27 protein-coding genes are annotated in these 26274 nt (G+C 49.1%); 19 read left to right on the top strand and 8 right to left on the bottom strand.

All coding sequences use genetic code 11. The annotated features are described in order from the left end of the window. The first annotated feature begins 5 nt into the window (after window positions 1-5). From C3B51_RS06950 to C3B51_RS06895, 12 genes are all read left to right on the top strand, one after another. Window positions 6-1550, top strand: a complete 1545-nt coding sequence (locus tag C3B51_RS06950) for a dihydrolipoyllysine-residue acetyltransferase (protein ID WP_130244576.1) — start codon at window positions 6-8, stop codon at window positions 1548-1550. Window positions 1551-1744: 194 nt separating this feature from the next. Beyond that, the gene (locus C3B51_RS06945) at window positions 1745-2302 is read left to right on the top strand and encodes an LON peptidase substrate-binding domain-containing protein (protein ID WP_125717485.1); all 558 of its coding nucleotides are present in this window, start codon (window positions 1745-1747) and stop codon (window positions 2300-2302) included. A 105-nt stretch (window positions 2303-2407) separates the two neighbouring features. Further along, entirely contained in the window at window positions 2408-3067 is a 660-nt protein-coding gene (locus C3B51_RS06940) for a sigma-70 family RNA polymerase sigma factor (protein ID WP_125717486.1), read from the top strand. Then, complete coding sequence (locus tag C3B51_RS06935; protein ID WP_130244575.1) at window positions 3060-3710, top strand: ChrR family anti-sigma-E factor; 651 nt, start codon at window positions 3060-3062, stop codon at window positions 3708-3710. The genes C3B51_RS06940 and C3B51_RS06935 overlap by 8 nt, the downstream gene beginning before the upstream one ends. A 247-nt stretch (window positions 3711-3957) precedes the next feature. Continuing rightward, on the top strand, window positions 3958-4443 hold the full coding sequence (locus C3B51_RS06930; protein WP_130244574.1) for a nuclear transport factor 2 family protein: 486 nt from the start codon (window positions 3958-3960) through the stop codon (window positions 4441-4443). Beyond that, a complete protein-coding gene (locus C3B51_RS06925; RefSeq protein WP_130244573.1) occupies window positions 4428-5153 on the top strand; it encodes an SDR family NAD(P)-dependent oxidoreductase in 726 nt (241 codons plus the stop codon). Before C3B51_RS06930 ends, C3B51_RS06925 begins: the two co-directional genes overlap by 16 nt. Further along, window positions 5150-6403: an NAD(P)/FAD-dependent oxidoreductase gene (locus C3B51_RS06920; RefSeq protein WP_125717490.1), complete on the top strand. Its 1254-nt coding sequence runs from the start codon at window positions 5150-5152 to the stop codon at window positions 6401-6403. Before C3B51_RS06925 ends, C3B51_RS06920 begins: the two co-directional genes overlap by 4 nt. Continuing rightward, on the top strand, window positions 6403-7212 hold the full coding sequence (locus C3B51_RS06915; protein ID WP_130244572.1) for a DUF1365 domain-containing protein: 810 nt from the start codon (window positions 6403-6405) through the stop codon (window positions 7210-7212). The genes C3B51_RS06920 and C3B51_RS06915 overlap by 1 nt, the downstream gene beginning before the upstream one ends. 3 nt (window positions 7213-7215) lie before the next feature. Next, a complete protein-coding gene (locus C3B51_RS06910) occupies window positions 7216-8493 on the top strand; it encodes an SAM-dependent methyltransferase (protein WP_130244571.1) in 1278 nt (425 codons plus the stop codon). A 28-nt stretch (window positions 8494-8521) separates the two neighbouring features. Further along, the gene (locus tag C3B51_RS06905) at window positions 8522-8983 is read left to right on the top strand and encodes a DUF2878 domain-containing protein (protein ID WP_165389120.1); all 462 of its coding nucleotides are present in this window, start codon (window positions 8522-8524) and stop codon (window positions 8981-8983) included. Next, a complete protein-coding gene (locus C3B51_RS06900; protein WP_130244569.1) occupies window positions 8976-9563 on the top strand; it encodes a chalcone isomerase family protein in 588 nt (195 codons plus the stop codon). Before C3B51_RS06905 ends, C3B51_RS06900 begins: the two co-directional genes overlap by 8 nt. Window positions 9564-9567: 4 nt before the next feature. Continuing rightward, complete coding sequence (locus C3B51_RS06895) at window positions 9568-10095, top strand: DUF3833 domain-containing protein (protein ID WP_125779806.1); 528 nt, start codon at window positions 9568-9570, stop codon at window positions 10093-10095. A gap of 53 nt (window positions 10096-10148) precedes the next feature. Here the strand turns inward: C3B51_RS06895 and C3B51_RS06890 are convergent, their stop codons facing one another. Beyond that, the gene (locus tag C3B51_RS06890) at window positions 10149-11309 is read right to left on the bottom strand and encodes a putative manganese transporter (protein WP_206074709.1); all 1161 of its coding nucleotides are present in this window, start codon (window positions 11307-11309) and stop codon (window positions 10149-10151) included. A gap of 72 nt (window positions 11310-11381) precedes the next feature. After that, complete coding sequence (locus C3B51_RS06885; RefSeq protein ID WP_130244568.1) at window positions 11382-13013, bottom strand: M28 family metallopeptidase; 1632 nt, start codon at window positions 13011-13013, stop codon at window positions 11382-11384. Window positions 13014-13194: 181 nt separating this feature from the next. On the opposite strand from C3B51_RS06885, the gene C3B51_RS06880 reads away from it, so the two are divergent. From C3B51_RS06880 to C3B51_RS06870, 3 genes are read left to right on the top strand one after another with little or no spacing between them, the layout of a single operon-like run. Continuing rightward, on the top strand, window positions 13195-14016 hold the full coding sequence (locus tag C3B51_RS06880) for a DUF3025 domain-containing protein (protein ID WP_130244567.1): 822 nt from the start codon (window positions 13195-13197) through the stop codon (window positions 14014-14016). Next, window positions 14013-14798, top strand: coding sequence for an ATP-binding cassette domain-containing protein (locus C3B51_RS06875; RefSeq protein WP_125717498.1), 786 nt, complete (start codon window positions 14013-14015; stop codon window positions 14796-14798). The genes C3B51_RS06880 and C3B51_RS06875 overlap by 4 nt, the downstream gene beginning before the upstream one ends. After that, entirely contained in the window at window positions 14791-15999 is a 1209-nt protein-coding gene (locus C3B51_RS06870; RefSeq protein ID WP_130244566.1) for an ABC transporter permease, read from the top strand. The genes C3B51_RS06875 and C3B51_RS06870 overlap by 8 nt, the downstream gene beginning before the upstream one ends. 44 nt (window positions 16000-16043) lie before the next feature. On the opposite strand, the gene C3B51_RS06865 is transcribed toward C3B51_RS06870, so the two are convergent. The 3 genes from C3B51_RS06865 to tsaA form a co-directional block, all read right to left on the bottom strand. Beyond that, window positions 16044-16844, bottom strand: a complete 801-nt coding sequence (locus C3B51_RS06865; RefSeq protein WP_046004480.1) for a UDP-2,3-diacylglucosamine diphosphatase — start codon at window positions 16842-16844, stop codon at window positions 16044-16046. A gap of 126 nt (window positions 16845-16970) precedes the next feature. Beyond that, window positions 16971-18695 carry a proline--tRNA ligase gene (locus tag C3B51_RS06860; RefSeq protein WP_130244565.1) on the bottom strand — a complete coding sequence of 575 codons (1725 nt, stop codon included), beginning with the start codon at window positions 18693-18695 and terminating at the stop codon, window positions 16971-16973. A gap of 158 nt (window positions 18696-18853) precedes the next feature. Then, a complete protein-coding gene (gene tsaA, locus C3B51_RS06855; protein WP_130244564.1) occupies window positions 18854-19564 on the bottom strand; it encodes a tRNA (N6-threonylcarbamoyladenosine(37)-N6)-methyltransferase TrmO in 711 nt (236 codons plus the stop codon). 150 nt (window positions 19565-19714) lie between these two features. On the opposite strand from tsaA, the gene C3B51_RS06850 reads away from it, so the two are divergent. After that, window positions 19715-20068 carry a hypothetical protein gene (locus C3B51_RS06850; protein ID WP_130244563.1) on the top strand — a complete coding sequence of 118 codons (354 nt, stop codon included), beginning with the start codon at window positions 19715-19717 and terminating at the stop codon, window positions 20066-20068. Here C3B51_RS06850 and C3B51_RS06845 read toward each other — a convergent pair. Then, window positions 20065-20853: a response regulator gene (locus C3B51_RS06845; protein ID WP_130244562.1), complete on the bottom strand. Its 789-nt coding sequence runs from the start codon at window positions 20851-20853 to the stop codon at window positions 20065-20067. The two genes, C3B51_RS06850 and C3B51_RS06845, sit on opposite strands and share 4 nt — an antisense overlap. 305 nt (window positions 20854-21158) lie before the next feature. On the opposite strand from C3B51_RS06845, the gene C3B51_RS06840 reads away from it, so the two are divergent. Further along, window positions 21159-21956 (top strand): MipA/OmpV family protein, encoded by a 798-nt coding sequence (locus tag C3B51_RS06840; protein ID WP_130244561.1) that lies wholly within the window; start codon window positions 21159-21161, stop codon window positions 21954-21956. A 34-nt stretch (window positions 21957-21990) separates the two neighbouring features. On the opposite strand, the gene C3B51_RS06835 is transcribed toward C3B51_RS06840, so the two are convergent. Then, window positions 21991-22473 carry an acyl-CoA thioesterase gene (locus C3B51_RS06835; protein ID WP_125779823.1) on the bottom strand — a complete coding sequence of 161 codons (483 nt, stop codon included), beginning with the start codon at window positions 22471-22473 and terminating at the stop codon, window positions 21991-21993. A 117-nt stretch (window positions 22474-22590) separates the two neighbouring features. Next, the gene (locus tag C3B51_RS06830) at window positions 22591-24240 is read right to left on the bottom strand and encodes an electron transfer flavoprotein-ubiquinone oxidoreductase (protein ID WP_125717505.1); all 1650 of its coding nucleotides are present in this window, start codon (window positions 24238-24240) and stop codon (window positions 22591-22593) included. A 176-nt stretch (window positions 24241-24416) separates the two neighbouring features. Here C3B51_RS06830 and C3B51_RS06825 point away from each other — a divergent pair, with 176 nt between their 5' ends. Both C3B51_RS06825 and C3B51_RS06820 read left to right on the top strand, forming a co-directional pair. Further along, complete coding sequence (locus C3B51_RS06825) at window positions 24417-25169, top strand: electron transfer flavoprotein subunit beta/FixA family protein (protein ID WP_130244560.1); 753 nt, start codon at window positions 24417-24419, stop codon at window positions 25167-25169. Then, a complete protein-coding gene (locus tag C3B51_RS06820) occupies window positions 25166-26092 on the top strand; it encodes an electron transfer flavoprotein subunit alpha/FixB family protein (protein ID WP_130244559.1) in 927 nt (308 codons plus the stop codon). Before C3B51_RS06825 ends, C3B51_RS06820 begins: the two co-directional genes overlap by 4 nt. Window positions 26093-26274 lie beyond the last annotated feature (182 nt).

The following is a 26274-nucleotide window of genomic DNA, read 5'->3' as shown; positions in this document are numbered from 1 at the left end:
GGATCATGTCTAAAGAATTTATTTTACCGGATATCGGCGAGGGGATCGTCGAATGTGAGCTGGTCGAATGGCTGGTGAATGTTGGTGATGAAGTAAAAGAAGATCAGCCTATCTGTGATGTGATGACAGACAAGGCACTGGTCCAGATCCCGGCTGTGCATGACGGTGTGATCACCCAGTTACACTATGCAAAAGGTGATATTGCTAAAGTCCATGAGCCTTTGTTTGCAATGGATGTTGCCGGCGAAGCGCCTGCTCCAGCCAGTAATGCCAGTGACAGCGGTTCAGCGCCAGCTGCTGCGCATTTAGAAGACTTTATTTTGCCGGATATCGGTGAGGGTATTGTTGAGTGTGAAATTGTCGAGTGGTTGGTCGCAGAAGGCGATGAAATCAAAGAAGATCAGGCCGTGTGTGATGTGATGACAGACAAAGCGCTGGTGCAAATTCCGGCTAAATACGATGGTGTGGTTGAAAAACTGTATTATCAAAAAGGCGATATTGCGCAGGTGCACAGTCCGTTATTCCAGATGCGCTTAGGTGCGGATCACAGTCCGAAACAAGACGAGCTGGCGGTCCATAAGCCACAGCCTGTTAAAGAAAACAAAGCGCCGTCTGCACAACCAGCCACAGTGACTAAAGTAAATGGTAAAGCCGTTGCTTCGCCTGCGGTCAGACGCCGCGCGCGTGAAATGGACATCGACATCACTCAGGTACCTGGCTCAGGTAAAAACGGTCGTGTATTTAAAGAAGACCTTGAGCGCTTTGCGCAAGGTAACACTGGAGCTACTCAGTCGTCTGCGCCTGCTCAGGCAGAGCAGTCAACGCCAGCACCAGTTTCATCAGGTGGAACACGCGTCGAGTCTATCCGTGGTATGAAAGCTGCGATGGCCAAGCAGATGGTCGCGTCGGTTTCAACTATTCCGCATTTCACTTACAGTGATGAGATTGATCTGACGGACCTGATCGCATTGCGCAAATCGCTAAAAGATCAGTATGCAAAGCAGGGCATTAAACTTACTATGATGCCATTCTTTATCAAGGCGTTGTCTCTGGCGATTAAAGAATTCCCAATTCTTAATTCGCAGGTGAACGATGAGTGCACAGAAATCACTTACTTTGACGACCATAACATAGGTATGGCGGTCGACAGCAAGCTTGGATTACTGGTACCAAATATAAAACAGTGTCAGAACAAGTCGATTGTCGATGTTGCTCAAGCGGTCACACAACTTACAGACGCTGCGCGTGAAGGGCGAGTGTCTCCCAATGACCTTAAAGGCGGCACGATCTCCATTTCGAACATCGGCGCAATCGGCGGGACGACAGCAACCCCTATCATCAATAAGCCTGAAGTGGCCATTGTTGCACTGGGTAAGTTACAGCACTTGCCACGTTTTGATGACAAGGGCAATGTGGTATCTCGTGCGATTATGCAGGTGAGCTGGTCTGGCGATCACCGGGTTATTGATGGCGGAACGATTGCAAGATTCAACAATTTGTGGAAGTCTTACTTAGAGGAGCCGGCTAAAATGATGATGGCGATGCGCTAATCATCGCTTTTTGCTAGTTTCTTACTTGTTGTAAAGGGCCTTTACGGCCCTTTTTTATTGCTCCCGCCGATAAAAAACCAAAAAGCACGTACTGACTTAGCGAGATAGATTTTCGTTGATCCGTGTAAATCGCTTGTGCGTATTACAAGTCAGATTTAACTGTTTGGCCTGATTTTATGATGCAAAGCGTGCAAATGGCACTTTTTCCACTACCCGTATTTCTGCTGCCCGGTGGCGTCACCCGGTTGCGGATATTTGAACAAAAGTATTTACGTATGGTGAAAGAAGCAGGCGACGACCGTCACTTTGCGCTGAGCTTGTATAAGTCTGCGACTGAATATCAGACAGCCCCCTGGGCAAGCTGGGTGGAGATTATTGATTTTGGCTCTGCGGAAGATGATATTCTGACCATAGATGTGCGCTCTAAGGGCTTGCTAGATGTAACCGAAGTCTGGATGGAAGCGGACGGATTACGTCAGGCCCGCTTTGATGTAAGACCACACTGGTCGCATTGCGAGCTGGCGCCCAGATATCAGCATATCAGTGACGAGCTGCTGCGTATATTCAAGCAAAACCCAGAGCTGGCAGCGCTATACCCTGAGCCGCGCTTTGACGATGCCGCCTGGGTAGCCGGACGTTTCCTGGAGATTTTACCATTTTCTCCTGAGCATAAAGAGGGCTTTTGCGAGCCTGGCACATTGCCTCAGGCACTGAAATTCCTTGATACCATTTTAACGGGTCAGGACGACTGATATATTCGTCTGCATTGTGTGATCCAAATCTATTCGTTCGACGTATAGGGTTTACAGAAATAAGAAATCCGTTTTTAAACTTCCATTATGTATGGATGTGAGCTAATGATAGAAAAAAGCCGTCAGCAAAGTACCGAAACGCCACAGGGGTCAGTTATGAAAGACGTTGCTGCTACACAAACTTCGGAGCAACGCCTGCTCAGTCCCGAACAACAGGCGCAGTTGTGCGACTGGATGCACCGCATTGCCAAGCAAAGGGACAGAAAAGCATTCGCCTGTTTGTTCAAGTGGTTCGCACCTAAGGTGTTGCACTTGGGGCGTCAACGCTTTGGTGATGCAAGCCAGGCGCAAGAGCTGTTGCAGGAGAGCATGGCTAATGTGTGGCGAAAAGCGCATCTATTTAATGCAGAGAAAGGCGCGGTAACCACCTGGATTTATACCCTGGTGCGTAATCAGTCCTTCGATATGCTCAGAAAGATGCAGACCAATCGCGAGGATAACCTCAGTGAGGACATTTGGCAGCAACATAGCAACGAACGAGATGACAGTGCCGAGTTCTCTGATCATCTTTTGGACAGGCAGCTTGTAGAGTATGTAGAAAAGCTACCTGAAGAACAAAAAAATGTAGTGAAGGGCATTTATTTTCAGGAGATGAGCCAGGAAGAGCTGGCAAATCAACTTGGCATACCTTTGGGCACCGTAAAATCTCGACTGAGACTGGCACTGGGCAAACTGAAAGCACATATGGGGGAGCACCATGATTAAATATCACCCATCCGAACAAATTCTTCAATCTTATGTTCAGGGAGAACTGTGCGCGTCACTCAGTGTGGCTGTGAGTATGCATGTGGCTATGTGTCCGCAATGCCAGCAGCTGACTAGTCAGTTTGAAGCAAGCTGTGCGCACAGCTTTGCTGGTGAAGATATGGACCTGCAAGGAAATGAAAACTGGGACGATTTAATCGCCCAAATAACAGAAGACACTATGCTTGCTGAAGACCCTGCACCGGCGCCTCTCGAAATAGAAGTTAAGGGAGAGCAGTTTGTACTGCCATCCAGCTTGCAAAATGTTGGTTTGAGTGGCTGGTTAAAACTCGGCAAGCTGTCTCGTTCCAGGTTGAATCTGGGCGATGGAAAGCTTCATGCCAGTTTATTACACATTGAAAAAGGTGGCAGTGTGCCACAACACACCCACAAGGGGTTTGAGCTGACGTTGCTGCTTTCGGGCACTTTCAAAGATGAAATGGACAGCTATGTACCGGGCGATTTCATTATGCTCGACGGCGAGCATGAGCATTCACCCGTTGCAACCGAGTCGTGCCTGTGCTTTACGCTGGCTGACGATGCGCTGCACTTTAGCCAGGGGCTTAGTCAGTTGTTTAACCCTATTGGCAAGTTGATTTACTAGCCCAGCAGTATAATACTTTCAAATTCGTCCTTCGAGTTGAGCACAAAGCCCGTCTTTGTGCTTTTTTCGTTTATAGGGTGCTGATTTCAGGCGTTTTATCGCAAATGCTGCTAATGTAATAAAAGAGCAAGTTTACGAACTTAGGAAGGCTGCCGCCCAGACAAAAGGTTGCTGGAACCTGGAAGAGTTTGATCTGATGCTGTGTTGCACGCGTACAACAGAGCATAGTAGCAAAAAGGACAGAGTAATGACCGAACAACCAGACTGGCTCAGCAATTTTGTAAGGATTTACAACAAGCTGGACAAAGAAACCTTACACCTGTTGGAAGAAATTTACCATCCTGATATTCAGTTTAGCGACCCGCTACACGGGATCAGTGGGTTGCAAAATCTGAGCACTTATTTTAGCGACATGTACAGCAATGTGATCAGCTGTCAGTTTGATATTCAGCACAGTTTATCTCAGGGCGATCAGGCTGCATTGTATTGGACCATGCACTACAGACACAAACGCCTGAGCAAAGGGCGTGAGATAAGTGTAGATGGCCACTCCTTTTTAAAAGTGCAGGATGGCAAAGTGATAATGCACCGAGACTACTTCGATGCAGGTAGTTTGCTGTATGAACACATTCCCGTCATGGGGATGGGCGTACGCTGGCTTAAATCTCGCATTTCTGGGGAACAAGCGGCTAGTACAGACAATGGAGGGGAGCAGGCATGCCCGAAGTTCTAATTACAGGTGCCAGCTCCGGGATAGGGCTTGCTCTTGCCAAACGGTATTTGGATGCCGGCTACAGAGTGCATGTTTGTGGTCGTAATAAAGAAAAGCTGCAATCGGTTTTACCTGAGTCTGAACAAATCCGGCATATATGCTTTGATCTTAACGACAAGGCTGCCATTTTTGAGGTGGCGGATAAGCTGCCACAGTTGGATGGGATTATTCTCAACGCCGGTGGGTGTGAATACATAGACGACGCGAAACAATTCGATTCAGCACTGTTTGAGCGCATTATCCGCGTTAACCTGATCTCAGTCGGCTACTGTCTGGATGCCTGGCTTGGCAAGCTCAACAGCGGCGCATTTTTGGTTTTTGTCAGCTCATCGGCCAGTTTTTTACCACTTCCGCGTGCTGAGGCCTACGGCGCTTCCAAGGCTGGACTGACCTATTTGGCCAAGACATTGGATGTGGATTTGGCCGGAAGCGGTATTCAGGTAAGTGTTGTACACCCGGGTTTTGTGGATACCCCGCTTACCCAAAAAAATGACTTCCCAATGCCTTGTCAGGTAACCAGCGAACAAGCCGCAGAGCGTATCTTTCAAGGGGTAGAAAAAAAACAGTTTGATATTCACTTTCCCCGCAGGTTTACCTACCTGCTTAAATTTTTTGGTTGGTTGCCGCATAACGTTTGGCGACATGTTGCGGCAAAATGGATAAAAAGATGAAAAAAATAGCCGTCATTGGTAGTGGCGTTTCAGGTATGGTCTGTGCACGCATGCTCAGTACCCAACACGATGTACATTTGTTCGAAAAAAGAGACCGCCTTGGTGGCCACACTGCCACAAAAGAGGTTGAGTACCAGGGCCAAACCTATCAGGTTGATACCGGGTTTATTGTTTATAACGACCGAACTTATCCAAACTTCATTAAGTTAATGGACAAGCTGGGGATCCAGGGCAAGCCCACTGAAATGAGTTTCAGTGTGCACAATAAAGACACCGGGCTGGAATACAACGGTCACGACCTAAATACCTTGTTCGCACAACGACGTAACTTAGTTCGCCCTAAATTTTGGCGCCTGATCCGAGAAATTGTACGTTTCAATAAAACTGCCAAACAGCGCTTCGCGGAAGATGACTTTTCTGCTAAAGAAACACTGGGCAGTTTTCTTGATGAGCAAAACTTCAGCGAATTTTTTGCTGAACATTATATTTTGCCGATGGGCGCTGCAATCTGGTCTACCAGTTTACAGAAAATGAAGGAATTCGAGCTCAAATTTTTTGTCCGCTTTTTTTATCATCACGGCTTACTCAATATCAGCAACAGGCCCCAGTGGTATGTGATCCCGGGTGGCTCCAAGCAGTATATTGCGCCGCTGTTAAGTGGTCTGGAGGCCAATATCCATCTTGATGCAGACATCAAAAAAGTGACCCGAGAGAACGGCCGTGTTCAGTTGCACTTTGCTGATTCCGTCAGTGAGTTTGATGAGGTGGTACTGGCGTGTCATAGCGATCAGGCGCTCAACTTGCTTGGCGATGCCAGCGCAGAAGAGCGCAGTGTGCTGTCGGCTATTCCTTACGCAAAAAATAGCGTGACTTTGCATACTGATACGGATTTGCTGCCGAAGCGTCGTCTAGCCTGGGCTGCCTGGAACTACCTGCTCGACAACAATGAATCCCGCCCTGCGGCAGTGACATACAATATGAACATACTGCAGGGTATCGAGGCGCCGTGCACCTTTTGTGTGACGCTGAACCAGCCGATCGATGAAGACAAGGTGATTGGTCAATATCAATACGCGCATCCCGTATTTAATACCCAGAGCATGGCGGCCCAACAGCGTCGCAAGGAAATTTGTGGACTTCAGCATACTCATTTTGCGGGCGCCTATTGGTACAACGGTTTTCACGAAGACGGCGTGCGCAGTGCGGTTGATGTAGCAGCACGGTTCGGCATTAGCCTGGATGACCTGTAATGAATGACACGCAGCACAGTTCGCCTTTATATGTTGGCCAGGTCAGGCATCGCCGTTTTACTCCTGTGACTCATGGCTTTTCTTATCGCCTTTATATGCTGTGCCTGGATCTGGGTGAAGACACCTTTGTGCAAAAAGGCCGGGGACTCATTGGTCCCCAGTGGTATCGGCCCATTCGGTTTTGCCAACAAGACTATCTCAAGGGTGATCCCGGCACGCTGCAACAACGTATAAAAAACAAAGTCATAGATCTTGGCGGGCAATGGCCCGGAGGTCGCGTAAAAGCATTGGTTCAGGGGCGTTGTCTGGGATTATATTTTAGCCCGCTTAATGTGTACTTTTGTTACGACGAGCAGGGCAAGTGTAACCTGATGCTGGCAGAAGTAAGCAACACCCCCTGGAATCAGCGACATTATTATCTGGTCGATATCAGTCAGGCGCACAGAACCGATAAGGTATTTCATGTGTCGCCTTTTATGACTCTGGATATGCAGTATTTGTGGCGTGTTAGTGCGCCGCCCGCACAAGGGTCGGGGCGATTGCTGGTGCACATAGAAAACCACGCTACGGCCGAACATGAGTACAAGCAAAAGGGCGCTTTACAAGACGACAAGCTGTTTGATGCCACCATGGCACTCAAGTCAACTCCCTTGTCGGTTAAAAGCTTGTTGGGGCTGGGCCTGTGTTTGCCCTCTATGACATTGAAAATATGCCTGGCGATTTACTGGCAGGCACTCAAACTTTGGGTGAAGCGTGTGCCTTTCATACCGCACCCCGAAACGCATTCTAACTGTAATAAAGCGAAGTGATACATGGAACAAAATAGCCAAACCATCTCTAAGCCTGCCACGGTATCCTGGTGGCATCAGTTGATGATAAATAAAGCCAGAGCCGTCATTTTTAAGTTGCTTGAAAAACTGGAACATGACCGCCTTGAGATCATTGAGGGCAGTGAGAAAGTCGTGCTGGGGGCGATGCAACCCAGATTACAGGCGACCATTTTCGTCAATGACATTAGTTTTTACCTGGATGTGCTCAAAGGAGGCGGTATTGGCGCCGCTGAGGCGTTTATTGAAGGGAAGTGGCATAGCCCGGACCTGACCAAAGTGATCCGCATGTTTGCCCGCGCACAATCTCAGCTGGATGAGCTGGAAGGCAAAATGTCCTGGCTTAGCGCCGTGAAAAATCGCCTCTTTCACTTTGGCAATCGCAACAGTGAGTCGGGCTCTAAGCAAAACATACTGGCCCATTATGATTTAAGTAATGATCTGTATCGGGCATTTCTTGACCCGACTATGATGTATTCCAGCGCGGTCTTTGAAACCTTAGATCAGCCCCTCGAGCAGGCCCAACATAACAAGCTAAAAATCATTTGTGACAAACTTGAGTTGAGCGCAGATGATCACTTACTTGAAATTGGAACGGGCTGGGGAGCGCTGGCATTATTTGCTGCGCAAAATTATGGCTGTAAGGTCACGACCACGACGATTTCCGACGCTCAGCACGACTTTACAGCGCAAAGAATTGAAGCGGCTGGTTTGCAGGGGCAGATAACCCTGTTAAAGCAAGATTATCGTTTACTTGAGGGGAAGTTCGACAAGCTGGTTTCCATCGAGATGATTGAGGCGGTTGGGCACAGTTATATGCCGGGCTTTTTTGCCAAGTGCAGCAGCTTGTTAAAAGACGATGGCCTGATGCTACTGCAGGCTATTACCATTTCTGACAGTCGCTACGATCATTACCGCAATAACGTGGATTTCATCCAGCGTTATATTTTCCCAGGCGGGTGTTTGCCATCTGTGGCTGTGATGTCACAACACCTGGCCACACAGACGGATATGGTGGTGCGAGATATAGACGACATCGGCCTGCATTATGCGCAAACGCTTAAACGCTGGCGGGTTCAGTTTGAGCAGAACTGGCAACAGATCCGCACGTTTGGATTTGACGAGCAGTTCAGACGTTTATGGCTCTTTTATCTGCAATATTGTGAAGGCGCATTTTTGGAGCGGGTGATCAGTACGCATCATTTAGTTGCACGTAAACCCAGATATGTTGGGGTCAATGGTGAGCAATTTCTGGCTAATTAACCTCGTTATATTCCAGTCAGTGTGGTGGTTGAGTGCTTTGTTCACTCACCAGGCACTGGTTGGGGTCATAGTGTTGCTGGCGCTGCACTTTGCGTTGTCGCCAAGTCGCAAGGCTGATCTCAGTAGTCTTATGGTTTTACCGGTAGGTTTATTGGTAGACCAAGCTCTGGCGGCAGCGGGCGTCATTCAGTTTGCCGGCAATCAGCCCTGGCTTCCTGTGTGGCTTGCTTTTTTGTGGGTGCATTTTACCTTGACGCTCAACCACAGTCTGAGCTGGTTAGGACGTTGCCATCTGGGCGTTCAGTCTTTACTCGGCGCGGTGTTTGGTGCACTGAGCTACATTGGCGGCATAAAACTCGGTGCGCTTGATAGCGCGTTGTCCGTTTTCAATTTGTTTATAGTCTTTGGCGCTGTCTGGGCGGTTGTGTTGCCTCTGGTGGTTCACCTTAACAGCCGTTTTGTCGCGAAAACAGGAGTACAACATGTTTAAACAGTTAAACGGCTTGATTTTGTCAGCTGCATTAATTGTGGCGCCCGCTGTGGCATCGATGCAGGCGGAGGCATCAACATCAACTGAGCTGTCGGAGCTTGATTTACGTGGTACGGCAGACTTGCGCTACCTGTTCTGGGATGTTTACTCAGCTGCGCTTTACACCGGCGGTGAGGCTTATAGGGAAACTGAATACCCCCAGATACTGAGTCTGACCTACAAGCGTGACATTGAAGCGCAGGAACTGGTTGACGCAACCGAAGAGCAGTGGCAAAAACAGCGGCTTTCGCTTGATAACAGTGAACAATGGCTGCGGCAGCTTGCACAGCTTTGGCCTGATATACGCAAAGGTAATCAGCTTATTTTGGTGGTCGATGAGGATCTGCAAAGTCGCTTTTATTTCCGCCCTGAACCGCCAGCTGAGCTGAGTGCGTCGCTGTCCGAATCGGATCTTAAAGCGTCGGCGCGTTTTCTGGGGGCGATTAAGGACAGTGCATTTGGGCCGGCCTTTTTAGGGATCTGGCTGTCTGAAAAAACCACAGAGCCTGAGCTAAGAAAGCAGCTCATAGGAAGAAGGTAACATAATGAAACTAGTTATAACTTTTCTGCTGGCGTTGGCTCTGAGCGGCTGCACCAGCAAAACGATTGCGGATTACAGCGACACCAAGCCAGAGCTGGCACTGGAGCAATTTTTTGAAGGTGAGCTTACGGCTTACGGGATAGTGCTGGATCGCAGTGGTAATCTTACCCGGCGCTTTGAGGCCGACTTGATAGGCACCTGGCGAGGCAATAAAGGTGAGCTGAAAGAGTGGTTTCGCTTCGACGACGGGGAGAAGTCAACCAGAGTCTGGCAGCTCGAGAAAACCGCGGATAATCGTTATAAAGGCACCGCCGGTGATGTGATTGGGGTTGCGCAAGGCGAAACGGCAGGGTCGGCTTTGTATTGGCGATATCAGCTGGAGATCCAATATCAGGGTAAGCCGCTGGAGGTGACGCTAGACGACTGGATGTATTTGGTTAACGAAAAACGCTTGTTTAACCGCACAGAAATCATTAAATGGGGTTTTAAAGTCGGGGAAGTTATCCTTATTATTGAAAAGCATGATACTTAAAACCAAACAGAACTTGACGTTGAAAAGGCCTGCACAAGCAGGCCTTTATGTTTTTAGCTGAAGTAATATAAGCCGTAACCCACAAGCAAGGCGGGTATCGCCGAGTAAAGGGTGGCCAGAGCGGCGGCCCCGGGGGCCAGCGCCAGTGCCGGGAATAGGGCATCACCGTCGTTGGCGATGGCGTTCGCAGCCAATGCACTGAAAGGTAAGACACCCTGAATATACAAGCTGGTGACGACAATCTGTGGCCCACAGCCGGGCAGCATACCAATTGCAATGGCAATCAGCGGCGCAAATACTGCGTACTCTGAGAACCAGGCCGCCAGGTCCAGGCCAAACAAGGCAACGGACAGTTCATACAGCATAAAGCTGGCCACCACCCATGCGGTCACAAAGTGGGTGTCGTGGATGACCTTGGCCAGTTTGGAAGGGGGATCCTGTTCATCGTCCTCAGCGGTGACTTCGCGGTAGCTTTGGCCTTTTGAAGACAATGCCCAGATAGTCAGGGCGAACAGGGCCAGCGCTGCGCCTGCCAGCTCAACAGGCTTGGTTAGTATGCCCAGGTCCGTATTAAAAGCGATAAGCAGCGCGATAACCACACAAGGTAGTAAAACCCAGCGCCATACAGGCTCGCTGAAGCGGATAGCGCTGGGTGGCGTTTTGCACTCTATGGCGGTTCTGCTGTGCCTGCTGGGTTGGCAAAATTCAGGTTTGTGCAGCATATTAACCACCAAACCACTGACGATTCCCACAGCCACACCCAGGGCGATGATAGTCAGGCCTTCGAGCGGCTTCTTAGCCAGAAGCAGGAACGCGGCATCGCCCATGGTTGCCGTCAATACAGCAACCACGGAGGCAAAACTTGCCTGTCCTTTGGTGAACTGAGTGACCACGATGATTGCACCGCCGCAGCCGGGTAGCGCCCCAAGTATTGCGGCCATTGAGATCTCCAATAGCGGCGACCTGGCTTTGAGATAACTGAGCTCTAACTGGGGCAATCTGTCGATAAGAAAGTAATAGATTGCCAGGGTACCGGCGACAAACACACTCACCTGAAAAAACGCGTCGGCGAGCGTGGCAATGGTTAAAGTGCGCAGAGGCTCAAATAGCAGTGCCAGGCAAATTAACATGGGCAGCAGCAAGCGCTTGTTTGCCAGTAATGAAGAGAGAGCTGAGCTGCGTTTGGTGGTTGTAGAGTAGGATTGTGAGAGCATAAAAAGTGCAACCGGTTGAAAACACAGTTGCACTTTAGAATGATATTAAATGAAAATCAATATCATTTGTATTTATTTGTTGCGTTGGAACTCAGAGGTTGCTTTCCAGGTCGGCCATTCACTTTGCTGAGAAATGTCATATCCCACCTGGAAGAACAATTGCAGATCCTGTACTGCACCGCTTAAGTCCCATTCTTCACGGTAGCGATCACAAGGCTGGTGATAACAACCGCGCAAAACCAGGCTCATACGCTTACGGTATTGCTCTGTAGCTTCGTCACGCGCTTCAGTACCGCCACCGGCATACATGGCCGGGACGCCCATATTAGCAAAGGCGAAATGATCTGAACGATAGTAGCCACCTGCTGCGGGACGCGGGTCGCCAGAGACAACACGGTCCTGTGCTTTTGCGGCGGTTTCCAGCATTTCGTCCAGTGATGACTTGCCAATACCCACAACACTGATGTCTTTTACTTTGCCCAGCAAGTTCAGGCTGTCCATGTTAATGTTGGCAACCGTTTTATCCGCAGGGATAACCGGGTTGGCAGCATAAAATTTTGAGCCCAGCAGGCCTTGCTCTTCCGCGGTCACGGCCAGGAAAGTGATTGAACGATCCGGCTTAACAGGTAGCTTGCTGAAAGCTTCGGCGACTTCAATCATGCCACCTGTACCGGTTGCATTATCGTGTGCGCCGTTGTAAATCTTATCGCCTTTACGGTTAGGATCTGTGCCCAAGTGATCCCAGTGTGCAGAGTAAATGATGTGCTCGTCACTGTGCTTTGTACCAGGCAGGGTAGCGATGAAGTTATAAGACGTAGAGGTGCTGATCTTACTTTTCACGGTGACAGACGCAGTTAAGTCGCCCATGTCTACGTGATAGGCACCGGCCGCCGCTTTTTCTTTTGCTTCGGCAAAGTCCAAACCCGCTTTTGCAAATAGCTCTTTGGCCACGTCACTGGTTACCCAACCTTCGACAGCAACACGGTCCATGTTGTTGTTTTCTTTCTGGAAGCCAAACTGAGGGCCGCTCCAGGAGTTTTCAACAACGCTCCAGGGGTAAGAGGCTGGCGCAGTTTCGTGAACGATAATGGCACCTGCTGCACCCTGGCGGCTCGCTTCTTCATATTTATAAGTCCAGCGGCCGTAGTAGGTCATAGCTTCACCGGTAAACAAAGCAGGATCTTTGCGTGCAAAGCCTGGGTCATTAACCAGCATGACCACAGTTTTACCGCGTACATCCAGGCCTTCGTAATCGTTCCAGCCATATTCAGGGGCATTGACACCATAGCCGACAAACACCAGCTCTGAATCTTTAATCGACTCCAGTTTGCTGATACGGCCGGTACCCATCACCATATCTTTCTTATACTCGTAATCTTTGCCGCCAATGCTCAGGGTCATGTTAGGATCGGCTTCGATGGATACCAGAGGCACTTCCTGGAAGAAGCTCTCGCCATTGCCTGGCTGGAAACCCAGCTCAGTGAAATGTTTCTTCAGATATGCCAGTGTCAGCTCTTCGCCTTTGGTAGACGGGGCGCGGCCACCAAATTCATCAGAGGCAAGGGTTTTAATGTGCGTAGTCAGTTGCTCGGCGTTAATGCTGTTATAAGCGGCGGTTACGTCGCCAGGCTGGTTGGTTTGTGTCGCCATACAGCCAGCTAACACAGCAACAGAAAGTGCGCTTAGCGCGAGTTTTAGTTTCATAGTGTTATTATCTTCGCTTGTTGTTATACGCCGCTAGTATAACGTTATTTGCACGGGGATTTCGACTTTTGGCGATAATTGACGGGTTTGGCTGTTTACTACACAAAGTTGGCTGGGATAAGAGCCTATGCTGGGTTAAAATGGCGGCTTTGACTGTGCCAGAGAAAGATTAACCGGCAATATGAATAAATTTACCGCGCCAGAGCACTGGCATGCAGACCTGTTTACTCAGGCACCCTTCGAGCATCTTGAAGAACTTTTTACACTCAGCCAGCATGCAGACTGGCCCGCTTTTGAATGGCTGAATGCGCAGCAAGATCAGCAGCATGACCGCCAGGTGGTGTTTACCCCCAACAGCGAACTGGAAGGCGAAACCTTGTACTACGAAGAGATTATCGCGAAGACTAATCGCATTCCAACCCGGGAAAATAACTGGCATGACTTCTTTGGAGCTCTGATCTGGTGTCTGTTTCCTCAAACTAAATCTTTGTTAAATCAGCTGCATATGCAGGAAATTGCTGAGCATGGCTTAAAGCAACGTAGTAAAAAGCGTAATGCGCTGACGCTGTTTGATGAGTGTGGCGTGGTGCTGGCGGTGCCTGATATGAGTTGGCAAACCGCGTTAAGAGCACACCAGTGGCAGGAAGTTTTTTATGAATACAGCGCGATGTGGCACCATAACCTGCTGCCATTTGTCTTTGGCCATGCCAACTATGAAATGCTCACTAAGCCGTTTATTGGGCTAACGGGCAAAGTAGTGTGTATTGAGGTTGATGAAGCATTTTATCATCTGCCGTTAGCGCTTCAGTATCGTCATCTTGATAAGAAACTGGTAAATATGATTGAGCAGCAGGGGTTGCTCGATAACAATAAGCAGATGTCGCCTTTACCTTTGCTGGGTATACCTCAGTGGTATCAGGGGCAACAGGACCTGGCGTTTTACAATGACACCGATTATTTTCGGCCCAAGCGGCAGAAAGTGACTAACAAGGATACACAGTGATACAGGTTGAAGGTTTACAAAAACGCTTCAAGCTCAGCAAGGAGCACAGCAAAAATAAAACCAGCCAGGACGCCAGAGAGCGGGATGGCTATTTTCATTCCGTAGAGTCTGTGTCGTTTCAGTGCCAGCAAGCCGAAGTACTTGGGCTGCTTGGCCCAAATGGCGCGGGAAAGACCACCACATTAAGAATGCTGTCCACGGCGCTTACGCCAGATAACGGCGCAATCTTGGTGGGTGGTCAGGATATCGTTAAAAACCCGCTTCATGGCCGTCGGAGTATCGGCTTTTTGTCCGGTACGACAGGCCTGTATGGGCGACTAACCGCCAAAGAAAATGTCGAATATTTTGCCAGGCTGCACGGCCTCAAAGGCAAAGTACTCAAGGCCCGCTGCGAGCTGTTATTTGAGACTTTGGATATGACCGCATTTCTCGATAAGCGTTCAGACAGCTTGTCTACCGGTATGAAGCAAAAAACCAATATCGCCAGAGCTGTGGTACATCAGCCTCAGGTGGTGATTCTGGACGAGCCGACTACAGGTCTGGATATCATGACCAAGCAGACCGTGCTGACCTTTATCAGGCAGCTTAAAGAGCAGGGGACACCCGTGATCTTCTCTACCCATCATCTGGACGAAGTCGATATGTTGTGCGACAAGGTATGTGTGATTGACAAAGGGATAAGCTGCTTTGAAGGCGACCTGGACGCATTTCGCACGCTGGGGCGCAACAACGAGCTCAACCAGGCGTTTATGACTATCATTCGGGAGACACAAGATGTTTGAAGTCATGTTAAAGGAGCTTAGGGAGTTACTCAGAGACCGCAAAACCTTGTTCTTTGTGATAGCCCTGCCAATTGTGATTTTTCCGGTGTTATTCGCCTTTGTTGCGTTTCTCACGTCTAAAGCAGCGCTGGAAGCCGAGCAACAGGTTCATACCTTTTATGTGGTTAACGAAGATTATGCGCGCCCCTTTGCTGATACCTTGTTCTATCATCGCAGTTTTAAGCGCTATGACGGCGACGCTAAACTTGATAGTGTCGAAGCGCTTCGTGATGCAGTAAGACAAGGCATTATCGATGTGGGGGTGTATATTCCGGCAGAGCCTGATAAGCAGCTGAGTCAGGGTAACCAGACGCGGTTTCAGGTGGTCTTTAACGATGCCCAATCTATCAACTATATTTACAGCCGGGTCAAGAAAGTAATAGATGAGTACTCGGCCACACTGACCGAGCAGGCATTGGGCGAGCTTGGTGTGACTGTGGATAAACAGGCAGCCATACTGAAACCTGTGGAGATGGAAAAGGTCGATACAGCCGATCAGCGAGAAAACATTGGCGAGAAAATTGGCGCGTTTATTCCGTATATGTTGATCCCGTTGGTGCTGATGGGAGCCAGCTACCCGGCCATTGATCTGGGGGCCGGTGAAAAAGAGCGTGGCACGCTCGAAACCTTGTTGCTAACGCCCCTGACCCGCACTCAGCTGGTACTTGGGAAATTTTTCACCATTTTGATAAGCTCCATTGCCTGTGCACTGGTGACTGTATCCAGTATGTCTGTGTGGATCTGGATTGCCAGTGGGTTTGGTGCACTGGATCCTATCCTGAGTGCCTTTGCAACGGTGACTCAGTGGGATTTTCTGCTGATTTTTGCTTTGTTGCTGCCGGTCGCTATGATGTTGTCATCCCTGGTGCTGGCCATTTCAATTTATGCCCGCAGCTTTAAAGAAGCACAAAACTACATGGGACCACTGAGCATGTTTGTATTTGTGCCGATTGTGGTGTCGGTTTTGCCTAACATGACACTGACAGCCAAAACCGCCTGGATCCCGATCACCAATGTGGCACTGGCCATCAAGGAAATTGTCAAAGGGACCGTCGATTATCAGGCCGTCGGCTTGATTTTTCTGGCTTCAACACTGCTTGCTGGCGCCTTGTTGGCGTGCTGTGTCCGCTGGTTTAGCCGCGAAGCGGTGTTATTCAGATAACGCCAACAGCATGGTTAATCTCAGGCATTAACCATGCTGGCAATTCAGGCAGCCTTTACGTCCTCAGAAGAAACAGCCTCTGGCTCAACCACCGTCAGGACTTTTTTGATATCTGACCAATGCAGCAGTTCAATGCGGCCCTGTTCGTTTTCTACCAGGGCTGTGCAGTTTTCTATCCAGTCGCCATCATTACAGTACACAATACCATCCATCACTGAGATCCTGGGCTGATGTATGTGGCCACAGATAATGCCATCCACACCGCGCTTTTTCGCCTCGTGAACGGCGGCTTGCTCAAAGGCATGAATGGCCTCGCGGGCTTTGTGCACCCGGTTTTTGAGCCAGGATGCCAAAGACCAATAGTGGCCGCCGTATAACCTGCGTACCCGGTTGGTCCAGCGATTGAGGAAGAGTAAAAAGTCATACGCCGCATCACCTATGATGCTGATAAGTTTGTTATAGCGGGTGGCGGAGTCAAAATCGTCACCGTGCAACAGCAAAAACCGCTTACCAGCCGAGGTGGTGTGGATATAGGTTTTATGTACTTCAACATGAAACAGGGTTTTGCCGACATAGTTACGAAACGTTTCGTCATGGTTGCCGGGAATATAAATGACCCGAGTACCGTTTTCTGCTTTGCGCTGAATGCACTCCAGCACCTGGTAGTGGCTCGGGTGCCAGAAAAACTGGCGCTTCAAAGACCAAAGATCAACAATGTCACCGACCAGGTACAAGGTATCGCAGCGGGTGCTGTTGAGAAAATCTAACAGAAATTCGGCTTTACAGTCTTTATAGCCGAGGTGGACATCGGAGATCCAAATCGTCGGATAGTAGGTGTGTGTCATAGCCATGCTCTCGAGCGTAATAAACCCCAAGTTAGAGATAGCGGATGACAAAAGCAGGGCAGTTAAGAGAAGCTATTATGACACTGCAAAAGAGTAAGGAGCGCACGGAGGCGCTCCTGTGGGGCGTTACTTGCCCAGTGCTTTGGCGATTTCTGCAACCGCTGAATCAATGTCCAGCATTAGCTTTTCACCGGTATGGCGGTTTTTCAGCTCAACCTGATTGTTATCCAGGTTGCGCTCGCCAATGACCAGGGTAAAAGGTACACCAAGTAGCTCCATGTCGTTAAACATCACACCCGGGCGCTCTTTACGGTCGTCAAACAGCACTTCAACCCCCGCCGCTTGCAGATCAGTGTAAAACTTCTGTGCAATGTCCGGGATACGGTGAGACTTGTGCATGTTCATTGGTACAATAGCCAGCTCAAATGGGGCAATGGCTTGTGGCCACTTAATGCCGTAGTCATCATTGTTCTGCTCAATTGCAGCGGCAACAATACGAGATACGCCAATGCCGTAACAACCCATGGTCATTACCTGGTTTTTACCGCTTTCGCCAAGTACGCCGGCATTCATCGCTTCTGAGTACTTAGTGCCCAGCTGGAAGATATGACCGACTTCGATACCACGTTTGATCTGAAGTGTGCCCTGACCGCAAGGGCTGGGATCGCCTTCAACCACGTTGCGCAGATCCGCAACTGTGTAATCTGTTACATCGCGGTCCCAGTTAATGCCACTGTAGTGAACACCATCTTTATTGGCACCCGCAACGAAGTCAGCCATTACCGCAGCGCTGCGATCAACAATGATTGGCATGTTCAGGCCAACCGGACCCAAAGAGCCAGGCTTTGCACCAATCGCCGCGACTATGTCTTCTTCTTTGGCCATTTCCAGCGGAGCATCAACCAAAGGTAGTTTCTCGGCTTTTAGCTCGTTTAGTTCATGGTCGCCACGTAAGATCAGGGCCACCAGACCACGCTGTTCGTTTTCGTCAGGTGCACCATAAACTATCAGCGTTTTAACGCCACGATGTGGTTTAACACCGTGTTTTTCTTTTAGCTCAGCAATGGTGTTGGCTTCTGGTGTGTCAAAGGTGTTAAGTGCTTTAGCTGGCTCCGGGCGAGGCTCAGAAGGCGCAACGGCTTCCGCTTTTTCGATGTTGGCTGCGTAGTCACTTTCAGTGCTGAATGCGATGGCATCTTCACCCGATTCGGCCAAAACGTGGAACTCGTGTGACACGCTACCACCAATTGAGCCGGTATCTGCGATAACCGGGCGGTAATCCAGTCCCAGGCGCTCAAAGATATTACAGTAAGCCTGATGCATAGCCTGGTAGGTTTTTTCCAGACAGGCTTCATCCAGGTGGAAAGAATAAGCATCTTTCATGGTGAATTCACGGGCACGCATTACACCAAAACGCGGACGCACTTCATCACGCACTTTAGTCTGAACCTGATACAAAGTCAGAGGCAATTGCTTGTAACTGCTGACTTCACGGCGTACCAGATCGGTGATCACTTCTTCGTGAGTTGGACCCAGTGCAAACGGACGACTGTGTCTGTCATTGATGCGCAGCAGCTCAGGACCAAATTGCTCCCAACGACCCGATTCCTGCCACAGATCGGCGGGCTGGATAATGGGCATCAGCATTTCAATGGCGCCGGCTTTGTCCATTTCTTCACGGACAATTTTTTCTACTTTACGCAGCACTTTCAGGCCCGAAGGTAACCAGGTGTATAAACCCGAGGCCAGTTTGCGGATCATACCCGCGCGTAACATCAGCTGATGGCTGATCACTTCTGCATCTGCAGGCGTCTCTTTTTGAGTCGCTAAAATATATTGACTGGTACGCATACTTGTTCCGTTCAATTGATGATTGTTCAGGCCGTTTGCCCGGGCAACCATACGTTGTTGTAGTATTTTTGTCGGGTTAGTTTAACAGTGCTAAAACCGCTTAAAAAGCTTTATTTATCGCGAAAAAGCGACTGTTTAAATGGCTGGAGTATTTTTACTCAATCCGCCCGGATATGAGCGACTTCCAGCACATAATTGTGTTCGCCATCGACTTGCCAGCGAATGTTAAAATCGTACAGGTTCATACCATAACTTTGAGTATTGGCCTGTTTTTTCTTATAGGCCGGGCGCGGGTCTTGTTTAAGCACATTGGTGATGAAGGCTTTTAGTTCCGGATAGGCGTGCTGGGCGTTAATAAAAGCCTCAGCCTGTTCACTAAATGCCACTGTCATCGCTGTCTGGGGGCGGGTATCGGCAAAACCGGCAGCAGCATCGCTGAGCGCGTCGGAATAGGGCAGATAGGGCTTGATATCCACAATTGGTGTGCCATCGAGCAGGTCAATCCCGGATAACAATAGGGCCAGTTGACCGTTTTTGTACTCGACTCCTTCGAGCTTTACCGCGCTCATGCCGATACCATTGGGCCGAAAGGTTGCACGGGTTGCAAACACGCCCTTGCGCTCGTTACCGCCTAAACGGGGTGGGCGCACTAACGCGGAGTAGCCTTTGTCCGCGGTCTCATGGAAGCGAAATAACAGCCAAAGGTGGCTGAATTCCTCGATGCCACGAACAAACTCCTCGCGATTAAACGCATCACAAAATACCAGTTTGGCTTTGGCCTCTGGCACCAGTCGGGGTTGTCTTGGAATGGCAAATTTTTGTTTATAGGGTGAGTGGATCACCCCTATGGGCTGTATGTCGAAATGCACGCGTTGTTCCGGCAAGTAATTTTGCGCGTATTGTAACGGTGTAATGCCTGCGGAACAAATGCAACTGCAACGTGCTGTAATCAGGTGTAATTCCACAGACTCAGGTTTGTAGCTAGGATCGGGTTATTACATGATGTATTGGTTTGTAAAATGTTTAGTATCGAGAGTTCACCCAAGGCTGCGCAGCAAAGCGAGATGGTATCCAACATGATAGAGCCGACCTATAGTCGTCTGGTCAGCCATATTTGTCGCAAGGTCTTTTCCGAGCAATCGCCGGTCATGCCATTAGTGGTTGAGCAATTACGTAAACGGCGCGTGTTCTTACAGCCGTTATTTGCCGGTGTTGGGGACGGCACTATTCGCGCCACACAGCTTAATACGGCATTACAGTGTGAAATTGAGCTGGTCGTCAGCAAGGTCATGTCGCAGTGCGATATGCCGCGTCATGAACTGGTTAGGCACACAAATAAAACTCTGTTTGAGCTTGCCAGACAGGCAATCTAGTGATTATCGACGATATCCGGCACAGCGTTGTTGAGCTTTTGCATCAGTTTATCCAGGTTCTGACGTACCGGTGCCGCGCATTTATCCAGCTCAAACCTAACCCCTAACAAGCAGTCCTGTTCCGGGCCCTCATTGGCCTCAATACGTACTATGGTGCCATACAAAGGCGAGATACTGAGTGCGTGAGGCCCGTCAAAATTGTTAAAGCTGAGATTAAACTCTGTGACTTTATAGAGTTTTAGGGCATCGACATAGTCGGTATAAACCTGCATACCGGTGTGACTGATATTTTGCACTTTGCCCTCAAGCAAAGCATCGGATGCAATGATCCGCATTGCGTGTGAAGGCAGGGCTGAGTGACGCACAGAGTCACGCTTACTCGCACCATTCCAGGATTTATTAACAGCGGCTTCCAGTTTGTCTGCCCGAAACGGTTTGACAACAAAATGACTGACGCCGTTTTGAATAGCAGTAATGACAAAGTCCCGCTCGCCATTTGAGGTCATCATAATGAAAGGGATGTCTTTGAATCTGGCGCTGTTGCGCACCCGATAGAGCAGCTCCTCGCCATTGAGCTCAGGCATCTGCCAGTCAGAAATAATAATGTCGACCGATTGTGATTCGAGGATCTGCAGCGCCTGCTTGCCATTGGTGGCCATCAGTACCTGCTCAGACCCCAGACGCGTTTTAATGATGTTGCGCACAACATTGCGCACAGTGGTACAGTCATCGACCACCAAAAACCGGACATTTCTCACTACTACTTGCTCTACATTTGACCACATTTTAAGCCGGCGGCAATCATAGCACAGCTCATACCAGTAGGTAAGAGTTCCATTGGATAATTTTAAACCGTTCCAATATGAGTGACTTAATCACAGGCTGCTGCTGAATATGTGAGTAATTGTTGTGAAAAGGTGCGCAAAGTTACACTTGCTCACAAGGCTCCCACTGAGTTTTGCATTTATTCAGCGCATTATTGAGCCACAGATTCAGGGACAGTCTCGGTGTTGCTCAACATGGCTACTCACGACCTTCCCGCATTTTCAATCTCAGCGCAATAACACTTTTAGAGACAAAGGAGCTCATTATGATCGGGATTACTAAACACACGTTAGCGGCCACTGTAGGTGGCTTATTTTTGGGTCTGGCAAGCGTGAATAGCTACGCCTCTGAACCCGGGCAAGATGACTGGGAGGTCAAAGTAGGGGCTGGCGTATTGGTGGCTGATCTGCCCTGGCAAGGCGTTGACAACGAATTTGCATTGATACCTATGGCCGACATTAAAAAAGGCAACTGGTTTTCTAATGAAGACGCGACAATTGGTTATCAGTTTCTGAATATTAAGGATGTTTTTAGTGCCTACGCGGGTCTTGGCTATCGCAATGAGGGCTACGACAGCCTGTTCGGCGATAACAGCTCCAACAGTAAAGTGTTTGAAGGCTACGATGCCCCGGATGGAGAGCTGGTTTTAAACTATGGGGCCAAATTTTTGTGGTTTGGGCTGTCGGGACATACCGACTTGTCTGATGAATCAGACGCCACCAATTTTACGTTCAGTGCAGAAGTCCCTTTGTATGAAAGTGCTTATGGATTTGGCATTTCTGCACAGGCGCAGGTACGCTGGCTGGATGCAGATTACGTAAATACCGTCTATGGGATCAGCGGCAAAAATATCAATGCTTCAGTTGGGCGGACGGCCTATCACACTGATGACAATGCATTAAACGTAACCTTTGGTCTAAATGCTTATTATCAGCTGACACCAGAAATCACTTTAATCGGTAGTATCAGCAGAACGGAGCTGGATGATGAGATCAGCAAAAGCCCACTGGTCGGTGATGACACCATGGATGTTGCCTTTATTGGTGCGCTTTACCAATTTTAATTGTCATACTGTTTTTGCTCATGTCCACGCTGGCTCAGTCGTCCTGATCCAGCGTGTTTTGTAATAACGACTCAGTCTGAATCGCAATTTCTTTCATCTTAATGGCATATTGCTCCAGCGCTTTTTGCTCCTGGGTTTTCGCTTCATACTTGGCAACTGGAATAGGGTAGCCTGCCTGGTCCATGGCAATAAAGCTGATGATGCAATGATTGGTTTCGACCATGTGTTGCTTTTGTGGGTCGCCACAGCGCACCTGAATAAAAATCTGCATACTGGTTTTGCCGGTATGGGCAATGCGTGCAGAGACTTCAACAATCTGGCCAACCAAAATAGGGCGATGAAAACGCACGCCCGCGACAGAAACAGTAACACAATAGGCGCCGCTCCAGCCCGCAGCACAGGCATAGCCCGCCTGATCTATCCATTTCATTACAACGCCACCGTGGACTTTACCACCAAAGTTTACGTCGGTTGGCTCGGCTAAAAAGCGAAACACCACTTCAGATTGCTGCGCCATAGGGCACCTCATATTCCAAAAAACGTTTGCTTAAGTATAGAAAAAAAGGGGCATTTTGCCCCGGCAATTTAGGATAAAAAGTGTTTGTGGCAGGTCAGGGACACCTGCCAGCATAAATTACATGTTGGGATAGTTAGGACCACCTGCGCCTTCTGGCGTCACCCAGGTGATATTCTGACTCGGATCTTTGATGTCACAGGTCTTACAGTGAACACAGTTTTGTCCATTGATCACAAACTGTTTATCGCCGTTTTCATCTTCGTTGACCTCATATACACCTGCCGGACAGTAACGCTGTGCGGGCTCTGCATACTGCTCAAGATTTACCTGAATAGGAATAGAGGCATCTTTAAGTTGCAAATGACAGGGCTGCTCTTCTTCGTGGTTGGTGTTGGATAAAAACACCGACGACAACTTATCAAAGCTCAGTTTACCATCCGGTTTGGGATAGTTAATTTCCTGAGAGTCTTTTGCCAGTCTGAGAGATGCATGGTCGAGCGTGGTATCTTTGAGTGTAAAGGGCAGTGAGCCAGAAAACAGGTTCTGGTCAACCATGTTGTAAGCACCGCCTAAGATGCGGCCAAACTTATGCATGGCCGGGCCAAAGTTACGTGACTGATAAAGCTCGTCATATAGCCAGCTGCTTTTGAAGTTATCGGCAAATTCGCTTAAGTCTGCGCGATGGGCTTCCTCGCTCAGGGCCGCCACAATGGTATCTGCGGCAATGATGCCCGATTTCATCGCGGTGTGGTTACCTTTGATTTTGGCAAAATTCAGGGTGCCTGCGTCACAGCCCACCAGCAGTCCGCCAGGGAAGTGCATTTTAGGTAAGGCATGAAGGCCACCCTTGGCAATCGCACGCGCACCGTAAGCAATACGCTCACCGCCTTCCAGCGTGTCTTTAAAGACTTGCTGATGTTTCATGCGCTGAAATTCGTCAAACGGGCTCAGGTAGGGGTTTTTGTAGTTAAGATCTATGATTAATCCGACTACGACCTGATTGTTCTCGGCATGGTACATAAACGAACCACCGTGGGTTTCGTTATCGAGCGGCCAGCCCGTACCATGGACAACTTTACCTTCCTGATGTTTTGCCGGGTCAATTTGCCAGATCTCTTTAAAGCCAATACCGTAGTGCTGAGGGGTTGCATCTTTGTCCAGTGCAAACTGGCTGATCAGCTGTTTACCCAGGTGGCCACGACAACCCTCTGCAAATACGGTGTATTTGGCTCTCAGTTCCATACCGGGCATGTAACTGTCTTTTGGCTCGCCATCTTTGCCAACACCCATATCACCGGTGATGATGCCTTTCACCTCATCATCTTCGATTATCAGCGAGTGCGCGCTGAATCCGGGGAATACCTCCACACCCAGTTGTTCAGCTTGTTCAGCCAGCCAGCGGCAGACATTGCCCATAGAGACAATGTAGTTGCCGTCGTTTTTAAAGGTTTTTGGCACGGCAAAGTGGGGAATACTGGTTGCCTTGTCCTGATCTTTAAACAGATAGATTTCGTCCTCGGTCACTTTTGTGGTGACAGGGGCATTTTTTTCAGCCCAATCCGGGATCAATTCATCCAGCGCTTTAGTTTCAAAGACAGCACCAGACAATATATGTGCTCCGACCTCTGAGCCTTTTTCAACGACACAGATCATCAGTTCTTGTTGTTTTTCCTGTGCCTGTTGTGCAAGTCGGATCGCGCACGATAAGCCCGCAGGGCCCGCGCCAACGATTACAACATCAAATTCCATGGTTTCGCGTTCGACCATTTTTACCTCACATAGATTGACGGTAGTTTAACTAAAACGAGGCTTTAGTTTTGTTAAGGTTAAGCTAAGGTTATTTTAGGTTGACGTTTACGTCAACAGGAAGTAGTCTGGATTCATTAAATTGTTTTGTTGACGTTTACGTCAGCCCTATAGAATAACCAGATGATGGAGTAACCATGAAAGTACTTGTGCCAATCAAACGCGTGATTGACTACAATGTCAAGGCAAGAGTCAAGGCCGACAACAGTGATGTTGATCTGACCAATGTGAAAATGGCAATGAACCCGTTCTGCGAGATAGCGGTAGAAGAAGCAATCCGCCTTAAGGAAGCCGGTACAGCCAGCGAAGTCATTGCTGTGTCGATAGGCGACAAGGCCTGTCAGGAGCAGCTACGCACCGCACTGGCGCTGGGCGCTGACAAAGCCATTCATATTGAAACTGACGCCAAACTGGAGTCGCTTCATGTTGCTAAACTACTGGCAAAGCTGGTTGAGCAAGAGAGCCCCGAGTTGGTTATTCTGGGCAAACAATCTATCGATTCTGACAACAATCAAACTGGTCAGATGTTAGCTGCACTGACTAAACGTCCTCAGGGCACGTTTGCGTCTAAAGTCGAAATTGCAGACGGTAAAGCGGTTGTCACCCGTGAAGTAGACGGTGGTCTGCAAACGGTAGCACTTAACCTGCCTGCGGTTGTAACCACAGATCTGCGCCTGAATGAGCCGCGCTATGCATCTTTGCCCAACATTATGAAAGCCAAACGTAAACCACTTGATGTGATTGCAGCAGATACGCTGGGCGTTGATCTGGCGCCGCGTGTTGAGCTGATCCGTGTGGCAGAGCCTGCCAAACGTGAAGCGGGTATCGTTGTTGAAAGTGTAGAAGAACTGGTTAATAAACTAAAAACTGAAGCTAAGGTGATCTCATGAGCGTACTAGTCATTGCTGAACACGAAAATGGTGTATTAAAGCCAGAAACTGCAAAAGTGGTTCATGCGGCGAGCAAGCTTGGCGCAGAGATCCATGTTCTGGTTGCGGGTCATAACGTTGGAGCGGTGGCTGAGGCCGCGGCACAAATCGCAGGCGTTACGGCTGTTAAGCTGGCGGACGACGGCGCGCTGGATCATCAGTTGGCCGAAAGCACTGCGGATTTGGTTATCACACTTGCACAAGGTTACAGCCATATTCTGGCTGCGGCATCGACCACAGGCAAAAATATCATGCCTCGCGTTGCGGCATTGCTGGATAAATCACAAATCTCTGAAATTGTAGATGTGGTAGATGCGGATACCTTTATGCGTCCTATCTATGCTGGTAACGCCATTGCTACGGTTAAATCATTAGAAGCACAAAAAGTTATCACCGTGCGTGCCAGTGCGTTTGATGCGGCCGGTGAACAAGCACCTGTTGCTGTCGAAACACTGACTGCATCGGTTGAAAACACCAGCAGCAGCTTTGTCGGTGTTGAGCAAACTGAGTCTGAGCGCCCAGAACTGACGGCGGCACCTGTGGTTATTTCTGGTGGTCGCGGCATGCAAAACGGGGAGAACTTCTCACTGCTGGAAGGCATTGCAGACAAACTAGGGGCCGCTATTGGTGCATCACGTGCTGCGGTTGATGCAGGTTTTGTACCAAATGATATGCAGGTCGGTCAGACGGGTAAAATCGTAGCGCCAGACTTATACATTGCCGTTGGTATTAGCGGTGCGATTCAGCATCTGGCAGGTATGAAAGATTCTAAAGTCATCGTTGCCATCAACAAAGATCCGGAAGCGCCTATTTTCCAGGTGGCTGACTACGGTCTGGTGGCTGATTTGTTCGACGTATTACCTCAGCTCGAACAAGCCCTGTAACAACAAATTCTGGTTGTTAAAGCCGTGAGCACGCCCGTGCCGCGGCTTTTTTCGTTTTTCAGAGCCTTAGTCAACGTCTTAATCACCAGTGTTTTAATTGGCTCCTTTATCAGGCGGGGTCAAAACAGCTCATATAATTGCACTCCTGAGCGTATGTAGCGCTTTTTTCTCTTCGAATCCCA

Source organism: Pseudoalteromonas rubra (assembly GCF_004212645.1).
In the GTDB taxonomy this organism is placed as follows: domain Bacteria; phylum Pseudomonadota; class Gammaproteobacteria; order Enterobacterales; family Alteromonadaceae; genus Pseudoalteromonas; species Pseudoalteromonas rubra_G.
Note: the sequence above shows the minus strand (reverse complement) of the source record. Positions and strands in the feature narration are given on the sequence as shown.